The following is a 13,442-nucleotide window of genomic DNA, read 5'->3' on the forward strand; positions in this document are numbered from 1 at the left end:
TCCCGCCGTCGGACGCGGGGTCGGGTCGAGCGCCGTACCGTGGACTGGTGTTCCGCCCACTCCTGCGCACCCAGATCGTCGTCGACGTCTCGGTGGCCATCGTGTTGGGCGGCCTCATCACGGTCCTGTCCGGCGCGGACGTCGGTGGGGTGGCCGGGCTCGGGACGATCGCCGGGCTGACGCTGGCGCTCGCCCTCCGCCGGATGGCACCGGGACCCGGTCTGGCCGTCGCATGGGTGACGGCCGCATTCCAGATGGCCACGCTGCAGGACCCGAACATCGCCGACGCGATGGTCGCCGGGGTCGTGTACACCACCAGCGTCTACGGCAGCCGACGCGTCCGGGTGCTCGGACTGGTCTCCGCCGTGGTCGGCGCGGTCCTGGCCGGCGTCTACACGGGGGTCCGGATCTACGGTGTCTCCGGCATCGGCGGCCGTCCGGAGTCCCTCATGGAGTCGGTGAACTACGGCGTCACGTGGTTCGTCTTCACCCTGGCCGTCCTGCTGCTGCCGTGGCTCGCCGGCCTCGCCGTCCGCGCCCGCCGTTCCGCGCGGATGAGCCGGGAGGCGCAACTGCTCGCCGAGCGCGACGCCGCCCGAGCAGACCGAGCCGTCGCGATCGAGCAGGAGCGGGTGCGCATCGCGCGGGACATGCACGACATCGTGGCGCACTCGCTCGCGGTCGTCATCGCGCAGGCGGACGGCGCCCGGTACGCGCTGCGCGCCGACCCCGCGGTCGCCGACGAAGCGCTCGGCACGATCGGCTCCACGGCCCGTCGCGCCCTGGGAGACGTCCGCGAACTGCTCGGCGCCCTCCGGCACGAGCAGGGCACGGCCCCCACCCCGGACGTCGACGACATCGAACAGCTCGTCGGACAGATGCGGGACGTCGGCCTCGACGTGCAGGTGGAACGACAGGGCGACCCGTCGGCGCTGCCCACCACGACGCAGCTCGCCGTCTACCGCATCGTGCAGGAGAGCCTGACGAACGCGTACAAGCACGGGGAGCGCGGTGCCCCGGTCCGCGCGCGGCTGACCTACCGCCCCGACACGGTCGAGATCGACGTCGTGAACCGGCGGGCCGAGGGCGACCGCCCGGGCCCCGGGACCGGGCACGGGCTCGTCGGCATGCGCGAACGTGCCACGATGTCCGGCGGGAGCATGACAGCGGGACCCCGCGGCGAGGACTTCGCCGTGGCCGTCCGGATGCCGGCCCAGCCGTCGACCGGGCAGATGCCCCGGAACACGATCCCGTCCACGAACCAGGAGCGGAGCCCCAGGTGACGAGCAACACGGTGACGAGCAACACGGTGACGAGCACACGATGACGAGCGAGCACACCACGACCGCCGACGCGCCGCGCATCCGCGTCGCCCTCGTCGACGACCAGGCGCTGTTCCGCACGGGCATCAGGATGCTCATCGGCTCCCAGCCGGACCTGCAGTTCGTGGGGGAGGCCGGGGACGGTGCCGAGGGGATCGAACTCGTCCGACAGAGCCGGCCCGACGTCGTGCTCATGGACGTCCGCATGCCCGTCATGGACGGCATCACCGCCACCGCCGGCATCATCGCCAGCGGGTCCGCCGCCAAGGTGCTCGTCCTCACCACCTTCGACTTCGACGAGGCCGCGGCGAAGGCCATCCGGGCCGGGGCGAGCGGGTTCGTGCTCAAGGACGCGGACCCCGAGTTCCTGCTCGCCGCCATCCGGACCGTGCACGCGGGCACCACGGTCTTCGCGGCCTCGGCGACGCGGGAACTCCTCCGCCGGTACGAGGACCCGGCCGAGCAGCGTGCCAGCGCGCCGGCCGCCTTCGCCGACCTGACGCCACGGGAACGCGAGATCTTCGACCTCGCGGCGCGGGGGCTCAGCAACGCCGAGATCGCCAAGCACGAGTACGTCAGCGAGGCCACGGTGAAGACCCACATCTCCCGCGTCCTCACGAAGCTCGAGCTGCGGGACCGCGTCCGCTTGGTCGTCTTCGCGCACGAGCACGGACTCGTCACCAAGGGCGACTGACACCTCATCCGTCAGGGGGACGCCGTCCGCCGATCCGAGCCGAGCGGATGACGGACGCGAGTCGGGCGACGGACGCGCCGCGGGCCTCCCGGACGCGATCGTGGAGCCATGACCAACCACGCTCCGATCATCCGCCTCGACCACGTTTCCAAGCACTACGGCGACGCCGCGCGCCGGGTGACGGCGCTCGACGACGTCAGCGTCGACATCGGGGCAGGTGAGTTCACCGCCGTGATGGGGCCGTCCGGCTCCGGCAAGTCGACGCTCATGCACGTCGCGGCCGGGCTCGACCAGGTGTCCTCCGGGCGCATCACGATCGACGGCGCGGACATCACCGGCCTCGGCGACCGGGAGCTCACCGAACTCCGGCGTCGCCGCCTCGGGTTCGTCTTCCAGTCCTTCAACCTCGTGCCGACCCTCGACGTCAGCGAGAACATCCGACTGCCGTTCCTGCTCGGCGGGCACAAGCCCGACCGCGAGGAGTCGGCGTGGATCGACCGGCTCGTCGAGATGCTCGGGCTCGGCAACCGCCTCACACATCGGCCGCACCAGCTCTCCGGCGGACAGCAGCAGCGCGTCGCGATCGCGCGTGCGCTGGCTTCGCGGCCCGCGGTCGTGGTCGCCGACGAACCGACGGGCGCCCTCGACTCCCGCACGGGTCGCGACGTGCTCGCGATCCTCCGCGGTGCCGTGGCCGACTGGGGGCAGAGCGTCGTGATGGTCACGCACGACCCGGTCGCGGCGGCGAACGCGGACCGCATCCTGTTCCTCGCCGACGGCCGCATCGTCGGGGACCGTCCGGGCATGTCCGCCGCGGACATCTCGGCGACGATGCTCGGGATGGAGGCGGCAGCGTGAACGGGATCCGGCAGTTCGCGCCCACCGTCCTGGTCGCGGCGCTGGGCACCACCTTCGGCTCGGCGCTCGTCATCGCGCCGGGCATCGTCACCGAGGCGATGTCCGCCACCGGGCTCGACGACGTCGGGGCGGTCGAGGAGATCCTGTCCGTGATCGGGTGGCTCTTCCTCGGGATCGCCCTCTACGTCGGCGCCATCGTCACCGCGAACACCTGCGCGACGCTCATCGCAGGGCAGACCCGCGTGATCGCACTCCAGCGGCTCGTCGGTGCCTCGGGCGCGACCCTCCGGGCGCGGATCACCCGGACCGGGTTGCTCGTCGGACTGCTCGGCGCCGTCACCGGTGCCGTGGTCGGCACCGGCCTGTCCGCCGTCTTCGTCGCGGTCCTGCGCGGCAACGGCTTCCTGCCCGACCGCTCCTACACGCTCCTGCCGTGGGAACTCGTGCTGCCCGTCGTCGCCGTCGTCCTCGCCACGTGGGGGGCCTTCGCGGCCGGCTCGCGTCGCGTGCTCACGGTCACGCCGCTCCAGGCGCTGTCCTCGAGCGTCGAACCCAGCCACGAGGACGTCCGGTCGGGCACCGCACGCAAGGTCTGGGCCATCGTCCTCATGGCCGGCGGCGCGCTCCTCGCCCTGGTCGGGCTCGCCCTCAGCGCCCTCACGCCGCTCGCCGTGCTGCCGGCTGCCCTCGGCGGCTTCGTGTCCTTCGCCGGGGTCGCGGTCGGTGCGACGATCGTGATGCCCCCGGTCCTGCAGGCCATCGGCCGGATCGGGGCGAACGACCCCGTGGTCCTGCTCGCGGGCCGCAACGCCATGCGCGCGCCGGCCCGGTCCTCCCGCGCCACGATCGGCCTCGTGATCGGCGTCACGCTCCTGGTGACCTTCGCCGTCGCGCTGGGCATCATGCAGCACGTCACCGAGTCCACGCTGTCCGGGCAGAGCGGCATCACGCCGGCGATGCTCGAGGAGCAGCGGGGCTTCTTCGCGCAGCTCAACGCGGTGGTCAGCGTCATCGTCGGGTTCTCCGCCGTGATCGCCGCCGTCGGGGTCGTCAACGCGCTCGCGCTCGGGGTGCTGCAGCGCCGTCGGGAGCTCGGGCTGCTCCGCGTGCTGGGCCTGACCGGCGCGCAGGTCCGCCGGATGATCGTCACCGAGGCCGTGCAGATGGTCGTGGCGGCCGTCGTCACCGGGCTCGTGCTCGGCACCGCGTACGGCTGGCTCGGCGGACAGACGCTGCTCGGGACGCTCGGCTCGCCGGTCACGCCGGTCCTGCCGCCGCTGACGATCGCGATCGTGGTCGTCGGCGCGCTCGTCCTCGCGGTCGTCGCGACCGTGGCACCCGTCCGGCGGGCGATGCGCGTGCCGCCGACCGAGGCGCTCGCGGTCGACTGACCGGTCGAGGTCGTCGCCGGGACGACGGACGGGAGGCACGGTGCCGGTCGGCACCGCGCCTTCCGTCCGTCGTCCACGCGTCACACGGTGGGCCGTGCGCCGCCTCCGGTGCTAGCGTGATCTCGATGTCCTCGGCACTCCTCCTCCTTCGTCGCCGCGACGAGGCCTGACAACCGGCCCACCTCGTCGCGGAGTCCGTCGTGGCCGCTCCTGAACCACACCGACGAAAGCGAACCGATGCAGAACGCACAGCGCCCCTCCGGGATGCCGATCCACAAGTACGTGCCCTTCTCCGAGCAGATCACCGTCGACCTGCCCGACCGCACCTGGCCGACCAAGCGCATCGACCGTGCACCGCGCTGGTGTGCCGTCGACCTGCGTGACGGCAACCAGGCGCTCATCGACCCGATGGACGCCGAACGCAAGCGGGCCATGTTCGACCTGCTCGTGCAGATGGGCTACAAGGAGATCGAGGTCGGGTTCCCCAGCGCCTCGCAGACCGACTTCGACTTCGTCCGCTCGCTCATCGACGAGGGCGCGATCCCCGACGACGTCACCATCCAGGTCCTGACCCAGGCGCGCGAACACCTCATCGACCGCACGTACGAGGCGATCGACGGCGCGAAGCAGGCCATCGTGCACCTCTACAACTCGACGAGCATCGTCCAGCGTGAGGTCGTGTTCCGCACCGACGTGCAGGGCGTCATCGACATCGCGGTCGCCGGGGCGCACATGTGCAAGGCGGCCGAGGCCCGGCTGCAGCACGACACCGCGGTGTTCTACGAGTACTCGCCGGAGTCGTACACGGGCACCGAGCTCGAGGTCGCGGTGCAGATCTGCAACGCCGTGCTCGAGGTGTTCGAGCCGACCCCCGATCGCAAGGTGATCATCAACCTGCCCGCGACGGTCGAGATGGCGACGCCGAACGTGTACGCCGACTCGATCGAGTGGATGTCGCGCAACCTCGCCCACCGGCAGGACGTCATCCTGTCGCTGCACCCGCACAACGACCGCGGCACCGCCGTCGCCGCCGCAGAGCTCGGTTACATGGCCGGGGCCGACCGCATCGAGGGGTGCCTGTTCGGCAACGGGGAGCGCACCGGCAACGTCGACCTCGTCGCCCTCGGCATGAACCTGTTCACGCAGGGCATCGACCCGGAGATCGACCTCTCGGACATCGACCAGGTCAAGCGCACGGTCGAGTACTGCAACCAGCTGCCGGTGCCCGAGCGCCAGCCGTGGGCGGGCGACCTCGTCTACACGGCCTTCAGCGGCTCGCACCAGGACGCCATCAAGAAGGGCCTCGAGGCGCTCGAGGCCCGGGCAGAGGCCGAGGGCGTCGGTGTCGACGACGTGGTCTGGGCGGTGCCGTACCTGCCGGTCGACCCGAAGGACATCGGCCGCTCGTACGAGGCCGTCATCCGCGTCAACTCCCAGTCGGGCAAGGGCGGCGTCGCCTACCTGCTGAAGACCGACCACGCGCTCGACCTGCCCCGCAAGCTGCAGATCGAGTTCTCCGGGGTCGTCCAACGGCGCACGGACGCCGAGGGTGGCGAGTTCACCTCGGAGCGGATCTGGGACCTGTTCCACGACGAGTACCTGCCCGCGCACGTCGACGACGACAAGTGGGGCCGCTACGAGATCACGAAGACCGCGACGTCGAGCGACTTCGACGGCACGACGAAGCTCTCGGTCGCGATGCGCGTCGACGAGGGCACCGTCACCGCCGAAGCCGTCGGGACCGGTCCCATCGACGCCTTCCTGACGGTGATGAAGGAGCAGGGCGTCGCCGTCACGCTGTACGACTACTCGGAGCACACGATGAGTGCCTCCGGGGACGCGCAGGCCGCGTCCTACGTCGAGCTCGACGTCGACGGGGTCCGTCTCTGGGGCGTCGGGATCGACGCCGACATCGCGACCGCGTCGCTCAAGGCGATCGTCTCCGCGGTGAACCGTGCCGTCCGCGCGGGCGCGGCCTCCGGCACGCCGGAGCTCGTCTCCGCCTGACGCCGCGGCGGCTCACTCGCCGTGGTCGCACCCGTTCCGCCCATCGCGCCCCGTTCCGACGGGGCGCGATGTGCGTCCGGTGGCGCATCGCAGCGCAGCCGGGAGGCGCGGTGCGGCTCGGCAGTGTCGGCGGTGGCGAGCGGGAGGTGTCGGCGGCGCGGGGGATACTGGGGACATGCCGCTGTACCGGGACGAGTGCGTCGTGCTGCGCACCCACAAGCTCGGTGAAGCCGACCGCATCGTCACGATGCTCAGCCGGGAGCACGGCAAGATCCGCGCCGTCGCGAAGGGCGTCCGGCGCACGGCATCGAAGTTCGGCTCGCGGCTCGAACCGTTCATGGTCGTCGACGCCCAGTTCTACGAGGGCCGGTCGCTCGACATCGTCACGCAGGCCGAGTCCCTGGGCGCGTACGGCGCCCGCATCGTGGCCGACTACGGCGCGTACACGGCAGCGAGCGCGATGGTCGAGACCGCGGACCGGCTGAGCGAGGCGGACGCCGGACTGCAGCAGTACCTGTTGCTCGTCGGGGCCCTGCGGTCGCTGTCGCGCGGGGAGCACCAACCGAGCGCGACCCTCGACTCGTACCTGCTCCGGGCGATGAGCATCGCCGGCTGGGCGCCCTCGTTCAGCGACTGCGCGGTCACCGGGGAGCCCGGGCCGCACTCGGCCTTCGTCGTGCAGCTCGGCGGCGTCGTGGCGGACGCGGCCGCGCCTCCCGGCACGCCCCGCCTGGACCCGGCGACGCTGGCCGTCCTCGGGCAGCTGCTGGCGGGGGACTGGGGCAGTGTCGACGCGACCGACGAGCGCACCAGGTCGCGGGCCTCCGGCGTGGTGGCGGCGTACGCCCAGTGGCACCTGGAACGATCGCTCAGGTCGTTGCCGCACGTCGACCGCACCGAGCACCCCTCGCCGCTGGCGCCGCACCCCGGCGGAGTGCCGGCGGCGGTCGCAGCGGTGCCGGCGCCTCCCGTGCCGACCCCGGACGACCACGGCCCTGATCCCGCCCCCGGCCCCGAAGGAACCCGCGCATGAACCCTCGCCGTCCCGCCGCCGAGCCGGAACCCTTCCTGCCGGTCGACTGGACGGGCGAGCAGCCGCCCACCATCCCGAAGCGCTTCGTCCCGGAGCACGTCGCGATCGTGATGGACGGCAACGGCCGGTGGGCGAACCAGCGCGGGCTGACGCGGATCGAGGGGCACAAGGCCGGCGAGGCCTCGTTGCTCGACGTCGTCGCCGGGGCGATCCAGATCGGCGTGACGCACGTGTCGGCCTACGCGTTCTCGACGGAGAACTGGAAGCGGTCACCCGAAGAGGTCCGCTTCCTCATGGGCTTCAACCGGGACGTCATCCGTCGCCGCCGCGACCAGCTGCACGAGTGGGGCGTCCGCGTCCGGTGGGCCGGTCGGACCCCGCGGTTGTGGCGCAGCGTCATCGACGAGTTGCAGACCGCGGAGCAGATGACCGCGGACAACGACGTCCTCACGCTGACCATGTGCGTCAACTACGGCGGCCGCAACGAGATCGCGGACGCCGTGCGCTCGATCGCGGACGACGTCGCCGCCGGACGCATCAAGCCGAGCCAGGTCACGGAGAAGACCCTGGCGAAGCGGCTGTACGTCCCCGAGCTGCCGGACGTCGACCTGTTCCTCCGGAGTTCCGGCGAGCAGCGGACGAGCAACTTCCTGCTCTGGCAGTCGGCCTACGCCGAGATGGTGTTCCTCGACCGGCTCTGGCCGGACTTCCGCCGCTCCGACCTCTGGGGAGCGATCGAGGAGTACGCCAGCCGCGACCGTCGGTACGGCGGCGCGGTGGACACCCCGACGGCCTAGCCGCCCGCCCCGACGGGCGGCGCCGAGCCCCGGCTCGCGCAGCGGACCGACCATCCGGTCAGGCGAGGAGGTGCGCCGCGGAGCGCACGGCGTCGAGCGCCGCCCGGACGCTCGGCACCCGGTCGGCCCCGCGGGCGACGACGACCTCGACACGGCGGGCAAGGTCGTCGTCCACGGGGTCGACGGCGACACCGGCGGGGACGACCGCGGTGGCGAGCGCCAGCCGGGGGAGCAGTGCGACCCCGAGTCCGGCAGCCACGAGCCCCACGACCGCGGCCGCGTTGTCGGTCTCGAGAACGATGTCCGGCGTGAACCCCGCCGTCGCGCACGAGGCGAGCAGGTGACCACGGCAGCGCGGGCAACCGCCGATCCAGCGGGCGTCGCGGTGGGACGCGAGGTCCACGACGGTGGAGCCACCGGCGCGGACGGGGCCCGGGCCTCCCGGTCGGCTCGCATCGGCCGGCGTCACCAGCGCCAGCGGGTCGCGGCCGAGCGCGCGGGTGACGAGGCCGGGGTCCGGGACGGTTCCGACCTCGTCGCCGACGTAGGTGAAGGTGAGGGCGACGTCGACCGCGCCACTGCGCACCAGGTCGAGCGCCTCGGGTGGTTCGACCTCGACGTACGAGGTGTGCACACCCGGGGCCGTCGCCGCCATCCGGGCGAGCACCGCGGGGACGAGGGCCGACGAAGCGCTCGGGAACCCGGCGAGCCGGACGCGGCCGCGGGTGAGTCCGCCGACCGCGTCGAGGTCCTCCCGTGCGGCCGTCAGCGCCGCCTGCACGTGCAGGGCGTGGTCGGCGAGCACCTGGCCGGCGTGCGTGAGTGTCGCACCACGTCCACCGCGGAGGACGAGTGCGTGCCCGAGGCGCTGCTCGGCCCGGGTCAGCAGCTGGCTCACGGCGGGCTGGCTCGACCCGAGTGCGGCGGCGGCGCGGGTGATCGAGCCACCGTCGGCCACGGCGCGGAGCACCCGGAGCAGCTGCGGGTCGATCTCGTCCATCACGTGATGTTACCGGTGGCACAACGAACAGCCCCTGGTGTGATGACGTCTGCGGGGGGAGCCTGTCGGACATGGACTCGTTCCCCGACGGCCGCGGCTACCTCGCGGCGTGCACTGCAGGCCTCCCGACGCTCGGCACCCTCGCCGCGCAGCGCGCCGACCTCGACGCGTGGTCGCGCGCCGAGACGTCCCCCGCCCGCTACGGCGCCCTCGTCGAGGAGGGGCGCGCCCTGTTCGCCGACCTCGTCGGCGTCCCGGCGGCGCGGGTCGCGACCGGCTCCCAGACGTCGGTGATGGCCGCCGTCGTGGCCGACGCCCTGCCCGACGGGGCCGAGGTGGTCGTCCCCGACGGCGACTTCAGCTCCGTCGTGTTCCCCTTCCTCGTCCAGTCCCATCGCGGCGTCCGCGTCCGCAGTGTCCCCCTCGACCGCCTCGCCGACTCCGTCGGACCCGACACCGCACTCGTCGCCTGGTCCGCCGTGCAGTCCGCCACCGGGGTCGTCACCGATCCCGAGCCGGTCGTCGCGGCCGCCCGACGCGTCGGTGCGCTCACCCTGTGCGACCTCACCCAGGCCGCCGGCGTGCTGCCCGTGTCGGCGGCGCCGTTCGACGTGACGCTCACGCACGCGTACAAGTGGCTCTGCGCCCCGCGCGGCGTCGCCTTCATGACACTGTCCGACACCGCGCTCGGCCGGCTCCGCCCCGTCCAGGCCGGGTGGTACGCGGGCGAGGACGTGTGGTCCTCCTGCTACGGCCCGACGATGCGCCTGGCCGACGACGCCCGCCGCTTCGACGTCTCCCCGGCCTGGCAGGCGTGGCCGGGCGCCGTGGCGGCGCTCCGGCACGCGGTCTCGCTCGACCCGGGTGCGGCCTGGAGGCACGCCACCGGTCTCGCGGACCGGCTCTGCGACGCGCTCGGGTCACCGCGGCAAGGTCGCACTGACGCTGCCGCTGCCGCGGTCGGCACCGGCGTCGCGGCCGGCAGCGGTGCGGACGGGCAGGCGATCGTCACGTTCCCGGATGCCGACGGGACCCGGCTGCGCGGCCTCACCGCCGCAGGGCTCACGGCCTCGGGACGGGCCGGACGGCTCCGCATCGCGTTCCACCACTGGAACGACGAGGACGACGTGACCGCCGTGGCGGCGGCGTTGGCGGGGCTGGAGCCGGCCACGTCGTGACCGGGACGAGCGGTGGCGGAGCCGGGGCGGGCCTCCCGGGCCGCTAGCATTGCCGGGTCCGCCCGCAACACCGAGCACCCAGCTCGGCGAACACAGGAGCTCCCCGTGGCACAGCCCTCCCGTCTCGACAGCGTCATCGCCCTGGCCAAGCGCCGTGGGTTCGTCTTCCAGTCGGGGGAGATCTACGGTGGCTCTCGTTCCGCGTGGGACTACGGGCCCCTCGGCGTGGAGCTCAAGGAGAACATCAAGCGCCAGTGGTGGCAGCGGTTCGTCCGCGGCCGTGGCGACATGGTCGGCCTCGACTCCGCCGTCATCCTGCCCCGTAAGGTGTGGGAGGCCTCCGGCCACGTCGCGACCTTCACCGACCCGCTGGTGGAGTGCCTGCACTGCCACCACCGGTTCCGCGAGGACCACCTGCTCGAGGCGTTCGAGGCGAAGAAGGGCCGCGCCCCCGAGGGCGGCATGGCCGAGATCGCCTGCCCGAACTGCGGCACCCGCGGCGAGTGGACCGAGCCCCGCGAGTTCAGCGGCATGCTCAAGACCTACCTCGGCCCGGTGGAGTCGGAAGAGGGCCTGAACTTCCTCCGCCCCGAGACCGCGCAGGGCATCTTCGTCGACTTCGCGCAGGTCGTGACGACCAGCCGCATGAAGCCCCCGTTCGGCATCGGCCAGGTCGGCAAGGCGTTCCGCAACGAGATCACACCGGGCAACTTCATCTTCCGCACCCGTGAGTTCGAGCAGATGGAGATCGAGTACTTCGTGCCGCCGGCCTCGGCCCAGGAGCACTACGAGCAGTGGATCGCCGACGCCGTCGCGTTCTACACCGACCTCGGCATCGACCCGGAGAACCTGCGCCGCTTCGACGTGCCGGACGGAGAGCGCGCGCACTACTCCGACGCGACCGCCGACATCGAGTACCGCTTCGGCTTCGCCGGCACCGAGTGGGGCGAGCTCATGGGCGTCGCGAACCGCACCGACTTCGACCTGAAAAACCACATCGAGGCGTCGGGGCAGGACCTCCGGTACTTCGACCAGGCCGCCAACGAGAAGTACGTGCCGTACGTCATCGAGCCGTCGTTCGGTTTGACCCGTGCGCTCATGGCGTTCCTGCTCGACTCGTACTCCGAGGACGAGGCTCCGAACGCGAAGGGCGGCGTCGACAAGCGCACGGTCCTGCGTCTCGACCCGCGCCTGGCGCCCGTCAAGGCCGCGGTCCTGCCGCTGTCCCGGAACGAGCAGCTCTCGCCGGTCGCCCGCGGCCTGGCCGACGACCTGCGCAAGAACTGGAACGTCGACTTCGACGACGCCGGGGCGATCGGTCGCCGCTACCGTCGCCACGACGAGATCGGCACGCCGTTCTGCATCACGGTGGACTTCGACACGCTCGAGGACAAGGCCGTGACCGTGCGCGAGCGCGACACCATGGGCCAGGAGCGTGTCTCGCTCGACCGCCTGCAGGGGTACCTGGCGGAGCGGCTGCTCGGCGCGTAGCGCGCTGCGTTCGACGCCCGCGGCCCTTCCGGCGCCGATCGGACTCGCACGACAGGAACCGCCCCGGACCACGGGATCCCGTGGTCCGGGGCGGTTCCTGTCGTGCCCAGTCGGACGACGCCGGGCCGCCCGACCCACGGGGAATGCCGCGCCCGTGCCCGCGTTGAGCTCAGCATGAACGACTCCGTGAAGGTCGATGTCTGGTCGGACATCGCCTGCCCCTGGTGCTACATCGGCAAGCGCAAGTTCGAGGCGGGCGTCGCCGCGTTCGGCGGACCGGTCGAGGTCGAGTACCACTCCTTCGAACTGAGCCCGGACACGCCCGTCGACTTCGAGGGCACCGAGGCCGAGTTCCTCTCGCAGCACAAGGGCCTGCCGGTGCAGCAGGCCCAGCAGATGATCGACCAGGTCGCCGGCATCGCCGCCCAGGTCGACCTGCACTACGACTACGACGCCCTGCGGCACACGAACACCGTCAAGGCGCACCAGGTGATCCACGTCGCCAAGCAGCACGGCAAGCAGCTCGAGATGGTCGAGCGCCTCTTCGCAGGCTACTTCGAGCGCGGCGAGCACGTGGGCCAGGACGAGTCCCTCGCCGACCTCGCCGCCGAGGTCGGACTCGACCGCGACGAGGTGATCGCCACCCTCCGCGACGACGCGCAGCTCGCGGCCGTCCGTGCGGACCAGGCGCAGGCGCAGGCGTACGGCATCAACGGTGTCCCGTTCTTCGTCATCGACGGCAAGTACGGCGTCTCCGGCGCGCAGGACCCGGCCGCGTTCGAGCAGGTCCTCCGCCAGGTGGTGGCGCTCCGGGAGTCGACCCCGGCCGAGATGGCCGAGGCCGCCCAGCGCGCCGAGGACGACGCGGCAGCGGACGCCGAGGTGACCCGATGACGGGCGCGTCGGTCCCGCTGTCCGGTGGGTCGGGCCTCCCGGCTGGCTCCGAGAGCCGGCCTGCGCTGCTGACGTTCGTGACGCCCGGCGGCGCCCCCGTCTGCGAGGGCGACTCGTGCTTCGTGCCGGGTGCCGAGGGGGACTGGTCCGAGGTCCCGGACTGACGCCGTCCTCGTTCGCGCCCCGGTCCGCACACTGCGCCGGGTTCCCGCGGGGTGCCGTCGGCGGAGCCGGGCCGATCGCCGGTCCGGGCGCGTGGCCGGCGATGCGGGACGCTCCTCAGGGGCGCGCCGGCTCCTCGTCGGTGATGTCGGCGACCGTCGCACCGTAGGCCGCGACGAGTGCGTCGCCGTCCACGAAGGCGCTCGCGCCGTGGCGCCCCGCGCCGAGGGCGACCCGCCGACCGAGCACGCGCTCGTCGGCGAAGACCGGCAGCTCGCCCGTCGCGCCGATCGGGGTGATGGTGCCGCGTTCGTAGCCGCTGGCCTCGAGGGCGGTGGCCGCGTCGGGCATCGACAGCTTGTTCACGCCGACGACGGTGCGGAGCTTCTTCCAGGCGATGCTCCGGCCCCCGGGGACCAGCGCGAGCAGGAACCCGCCGTCGTGCCGTTTCACGACCAGGGTCTTCACGATGTCGCCCGGGTCGATGCCGAGCAGGGCCGCGGCGCCCTCGAGGGAGTCGGCTGCGGGACGCTCGACGACCTGGACGTCCAGGCCTCGGGCGGCGGCGTCGGCATCGAAGCGGGCGACGGCGGCGGGAACGGTCATGTGGAGAAC

13 protein-coding genes are annotated in these 13,442 nt (G+C 72.5%); 11 read left to right on the plus strand and 2 right to left on the minus strand.

Annotated elements, in window-relative coordinates; all coding sequences use genetic code 11:
* Positions 1–47 precede the first annotated feature (47 nt).
* From DEJ18_RS06205 to DEJ18_RS06235, 7 genes are all read left to right on the plus strand, one after another.
* Positions 48–1,283 (plus strand): sensor histidine kinase, encoded by a 1,236-nt coding sequence (locus DEJ18_RS06205; protein WP_111210300.1) that lies wholly within the window; start codon positions 48–50, stop codon positions 1,281–1,283.
* 40 nt (positions 1,284–1,323) lie between these two features.
* Positions 1,324–2,016, plus strand: a complete 693-nt coding sequence (locus DEJ18_RS06210; RefSeq protein WP_111210299.1) for a response regulator — start codon at positions 1,324–1,326, stop codon at positions 2,014–2,016.
* 108 nt (positions 2,017–2,124) lie between these two features.
* Entirely contained in the window at positions 2,125–2,874 is a 750-nt protein-coding gene (locus DEJ18_RS06215) for an ABC transporter ATP-binding protein (protein ID WP_111210298.1), read from the plus strand.
* Complete coding sequence (locus DEJ18_RS06220; protein WP_111210297.1) at positions 2,871–4,265, plus strand: ABC transporter permease; 1,395 nt, start codon at positions 2,871–2,873, stop codon at positions 4,263–4,265. The genes DEJ18_RS06215 and DEJ18_RS06220 overlap by 4 nt, the downstream gene beginning before the upstream one ends.
* Before the next feature lie 237 nt (positions 4,266–4,502).
* Positions 4,503–6,272: a 2-isopropylmalate synthase gene (gene leuA, locus DEJ18_RS06225; protein WP_111210296.1), complete on the plus strand. Its 1,770-nt coding sequence runs from the start codon at positions 4,503–4,505 to the stop codon at positions 6,270–6,272.
* A gap of 175 nt (positions 6,273–6,447) precedes the next feature.
* A complete protein-coding gene (recO, locus tag DEJ18_RS06230) occupies positions 6,448–7,305 on the plus strand; it encodes a DNA repair protein RecO (RefSeq protein ID WP_258371031.1) in 858 nt (285 codons plus the stop codon).
* Positions 7,302–8,102, plus strand: coding sequence for an isoprenyl transferase (locus DEJ18_RS06235; protein WP_111210295.1), 801 nt, complete (start codon positions 7,302–7,304; stop codon positions 8,100–8,102). Before recO ends, DEJ18_RS06235 begins: the two co-directional genes overlap by 4 nt.
* 58 nt (positions 8,103–8,160) lie before the next feature.
* Here DEJ18_RS06235 and DEJ18_RS06240 read toward each other — a convergent pair whose 3' ends face one another.
* Positions 8,161–9,102: a LysR family transcriptional regulator gene (locus DEJ18_RS06240; protein ID WP_111210294.1), complete on the minus strand. Its 942-nt coding sequence runs from the start codon at positions 9,100–9,102 to the stop codon at positions 8,161–8,163.
* Between the two features lie 71 nt (positions 9,103–9,173).
* Here DEJ18_RS06240 and DEJ18_RS06245 point away from each other — a divergent pair, with 71 nt between their 5' ends.
* The 4 genes from DEJ18_RS06245 to DEJ18_RS06260 all read left to right on the plus strand — a co-directional run bounded on the left by DEJ18_RS06245 (position 9,174) and on the right by DEJ18_RS06260 (position 12,829).
* Positions 9,174–10,280 (plus strand): aminotransferase class V-fold PLP-dependent enzyme, encoded by a 1,107-nt coding sequence (locus DEJ18_RS06245; RefSeq protein WP_111210293.1) that lies wholly within the window; start codon positions 9,174–9,176, stop codon positions 10,278–10,280.
* 105 nt (positions 10,281–10,385) lie between these two features.
* Entirely contained in the window at positions 10,386–11,771 is a 1,386-nt protein-coding gene (locus tag DEJ18_RS06250; protein WP_111080306.1) for a glycine--tRNA ligase, read from the plus strand.
* Between the two features lie 174 nt (positions 11,772–11,945).
* Positions 11,946–12,665, plus strand: a complete 720-nt coding sequence (locus tag DEJ18_RS06255) for a DsbA family oxidoreductase (RefSeq protein WP_111210292.1) — start codon at positions 11,946–11,948, stop codon at positions 12,663–12,665.
* The gene (locus tag DEJ18_RS06260; protein ID WP_181431047.1) at positions 12,662–12,829 is read left to right on the plus strand and encodes a hypothetical protein; all 168 of its coding nucleotides are present in this window, start codon (positions 12,662–12,664) and stop codon (positions 12,827–12,829) included. The genes DEJ18_RS06255 and DEJ18_RS06260 overlap by 4 nt, the downstream gene beginning before the upstream one ends.
* 115 nt (positions 12,830–12,944) lie before the next feature.
* Here the strand turns inward: DEJ18_RS06260 and DEJ18_RS06265 are convergent, their stop codons facing one another.
* Positions 12,945–13,433: an aminoacyl-tRNA deacylase gene (locus DEJ18_RS06265; protein ID WP_111080304.1), complete on the minus strand. Its 489-nt coding sequence runs from the start codon at positions 13,431–13,433 to the stop codon at positions 12,945–12,947.
* Positions 13,434–13,442: the final 9 nt, after the last annotated feature.

The sequence above is a fragment of the Curtobacterium sp. MCSS17_015 genome, assembly GCF_003234265.2.
GTDB lineage: Bacteria > Actinomycetota > Actinomycetes > Actinomycetales > Microbacteriaceae > Curtobacterium.

Coding starts and splice junctions, on each gene's coding strand:
- DEJ18_RS06215 (WP_111210298.1), top strand. CDS start 2,125: ATGACCAACCACGCTCCGATCATCCGCCTCGACCACGTTTCCAAGCAC.
- DEJ18_RS06260 (WP_181431047.1), top strand. CDS start 12,662: ATGACGGGCGCGTCGGTCCCGCTGTCCGGTGGGTCGGGCCTCCCGGCT.
- recO (WP_258371031.1), top strand. CDS start 6,448: ATGCCGCTGTACCGGGACGAGTGCGTCGTGCTGCGCACCCACAAGCTC.
- DEJ18_RS06235 (WP_111210295.1), top strand. CDS start 7,302: ATGAACCCTCGCCGTCCCGCCGCCGAGCCGGAACCCTTCCTGCCGGTC.
- DEJ18_RS06210 (WP_111210299.1), top strand. CDS start 1,324: ATGACGAGCGAGCACACCACGACCGCCGACGCGCCGCGCATCCGCGTC.
- DEJ18_RS06245 (WP_111210293.1), top strand. CDS start 9,174: ATGGACTCGTTCCCCGACGGCCGCGGCTACCTCGCGGCGTGCACTGCA.
- leuA (WP_111210296.1), top strand. CDS start 4,503: ATGCAGAACGCACAGCGCCCCTCCGGGATGCCGATCCACAAGTACGTG.
- DEJ18_RS06240 (WP_111210294.1), bottom strand. CDS start 9,102: ATGGACGAGATCGACCCGCAGCTGCTCCGGGTGCTCCGCGCCGTGGCC.
- DEJ18_RS06255 (WP_111210292.1), top strand. CDS start 11,946: ATGAACGACTCCGTGAAGGTCGATGTCTGGTCGGACATCGCCTGCCCC.
- DEJ18_RS06265 (WP_111080304.1), bottom strand. CDS start 13,433: ATGACCGTTCCCGCCGCCGTCGCCCGCTTCGATGCCGACGCCGCCGCC.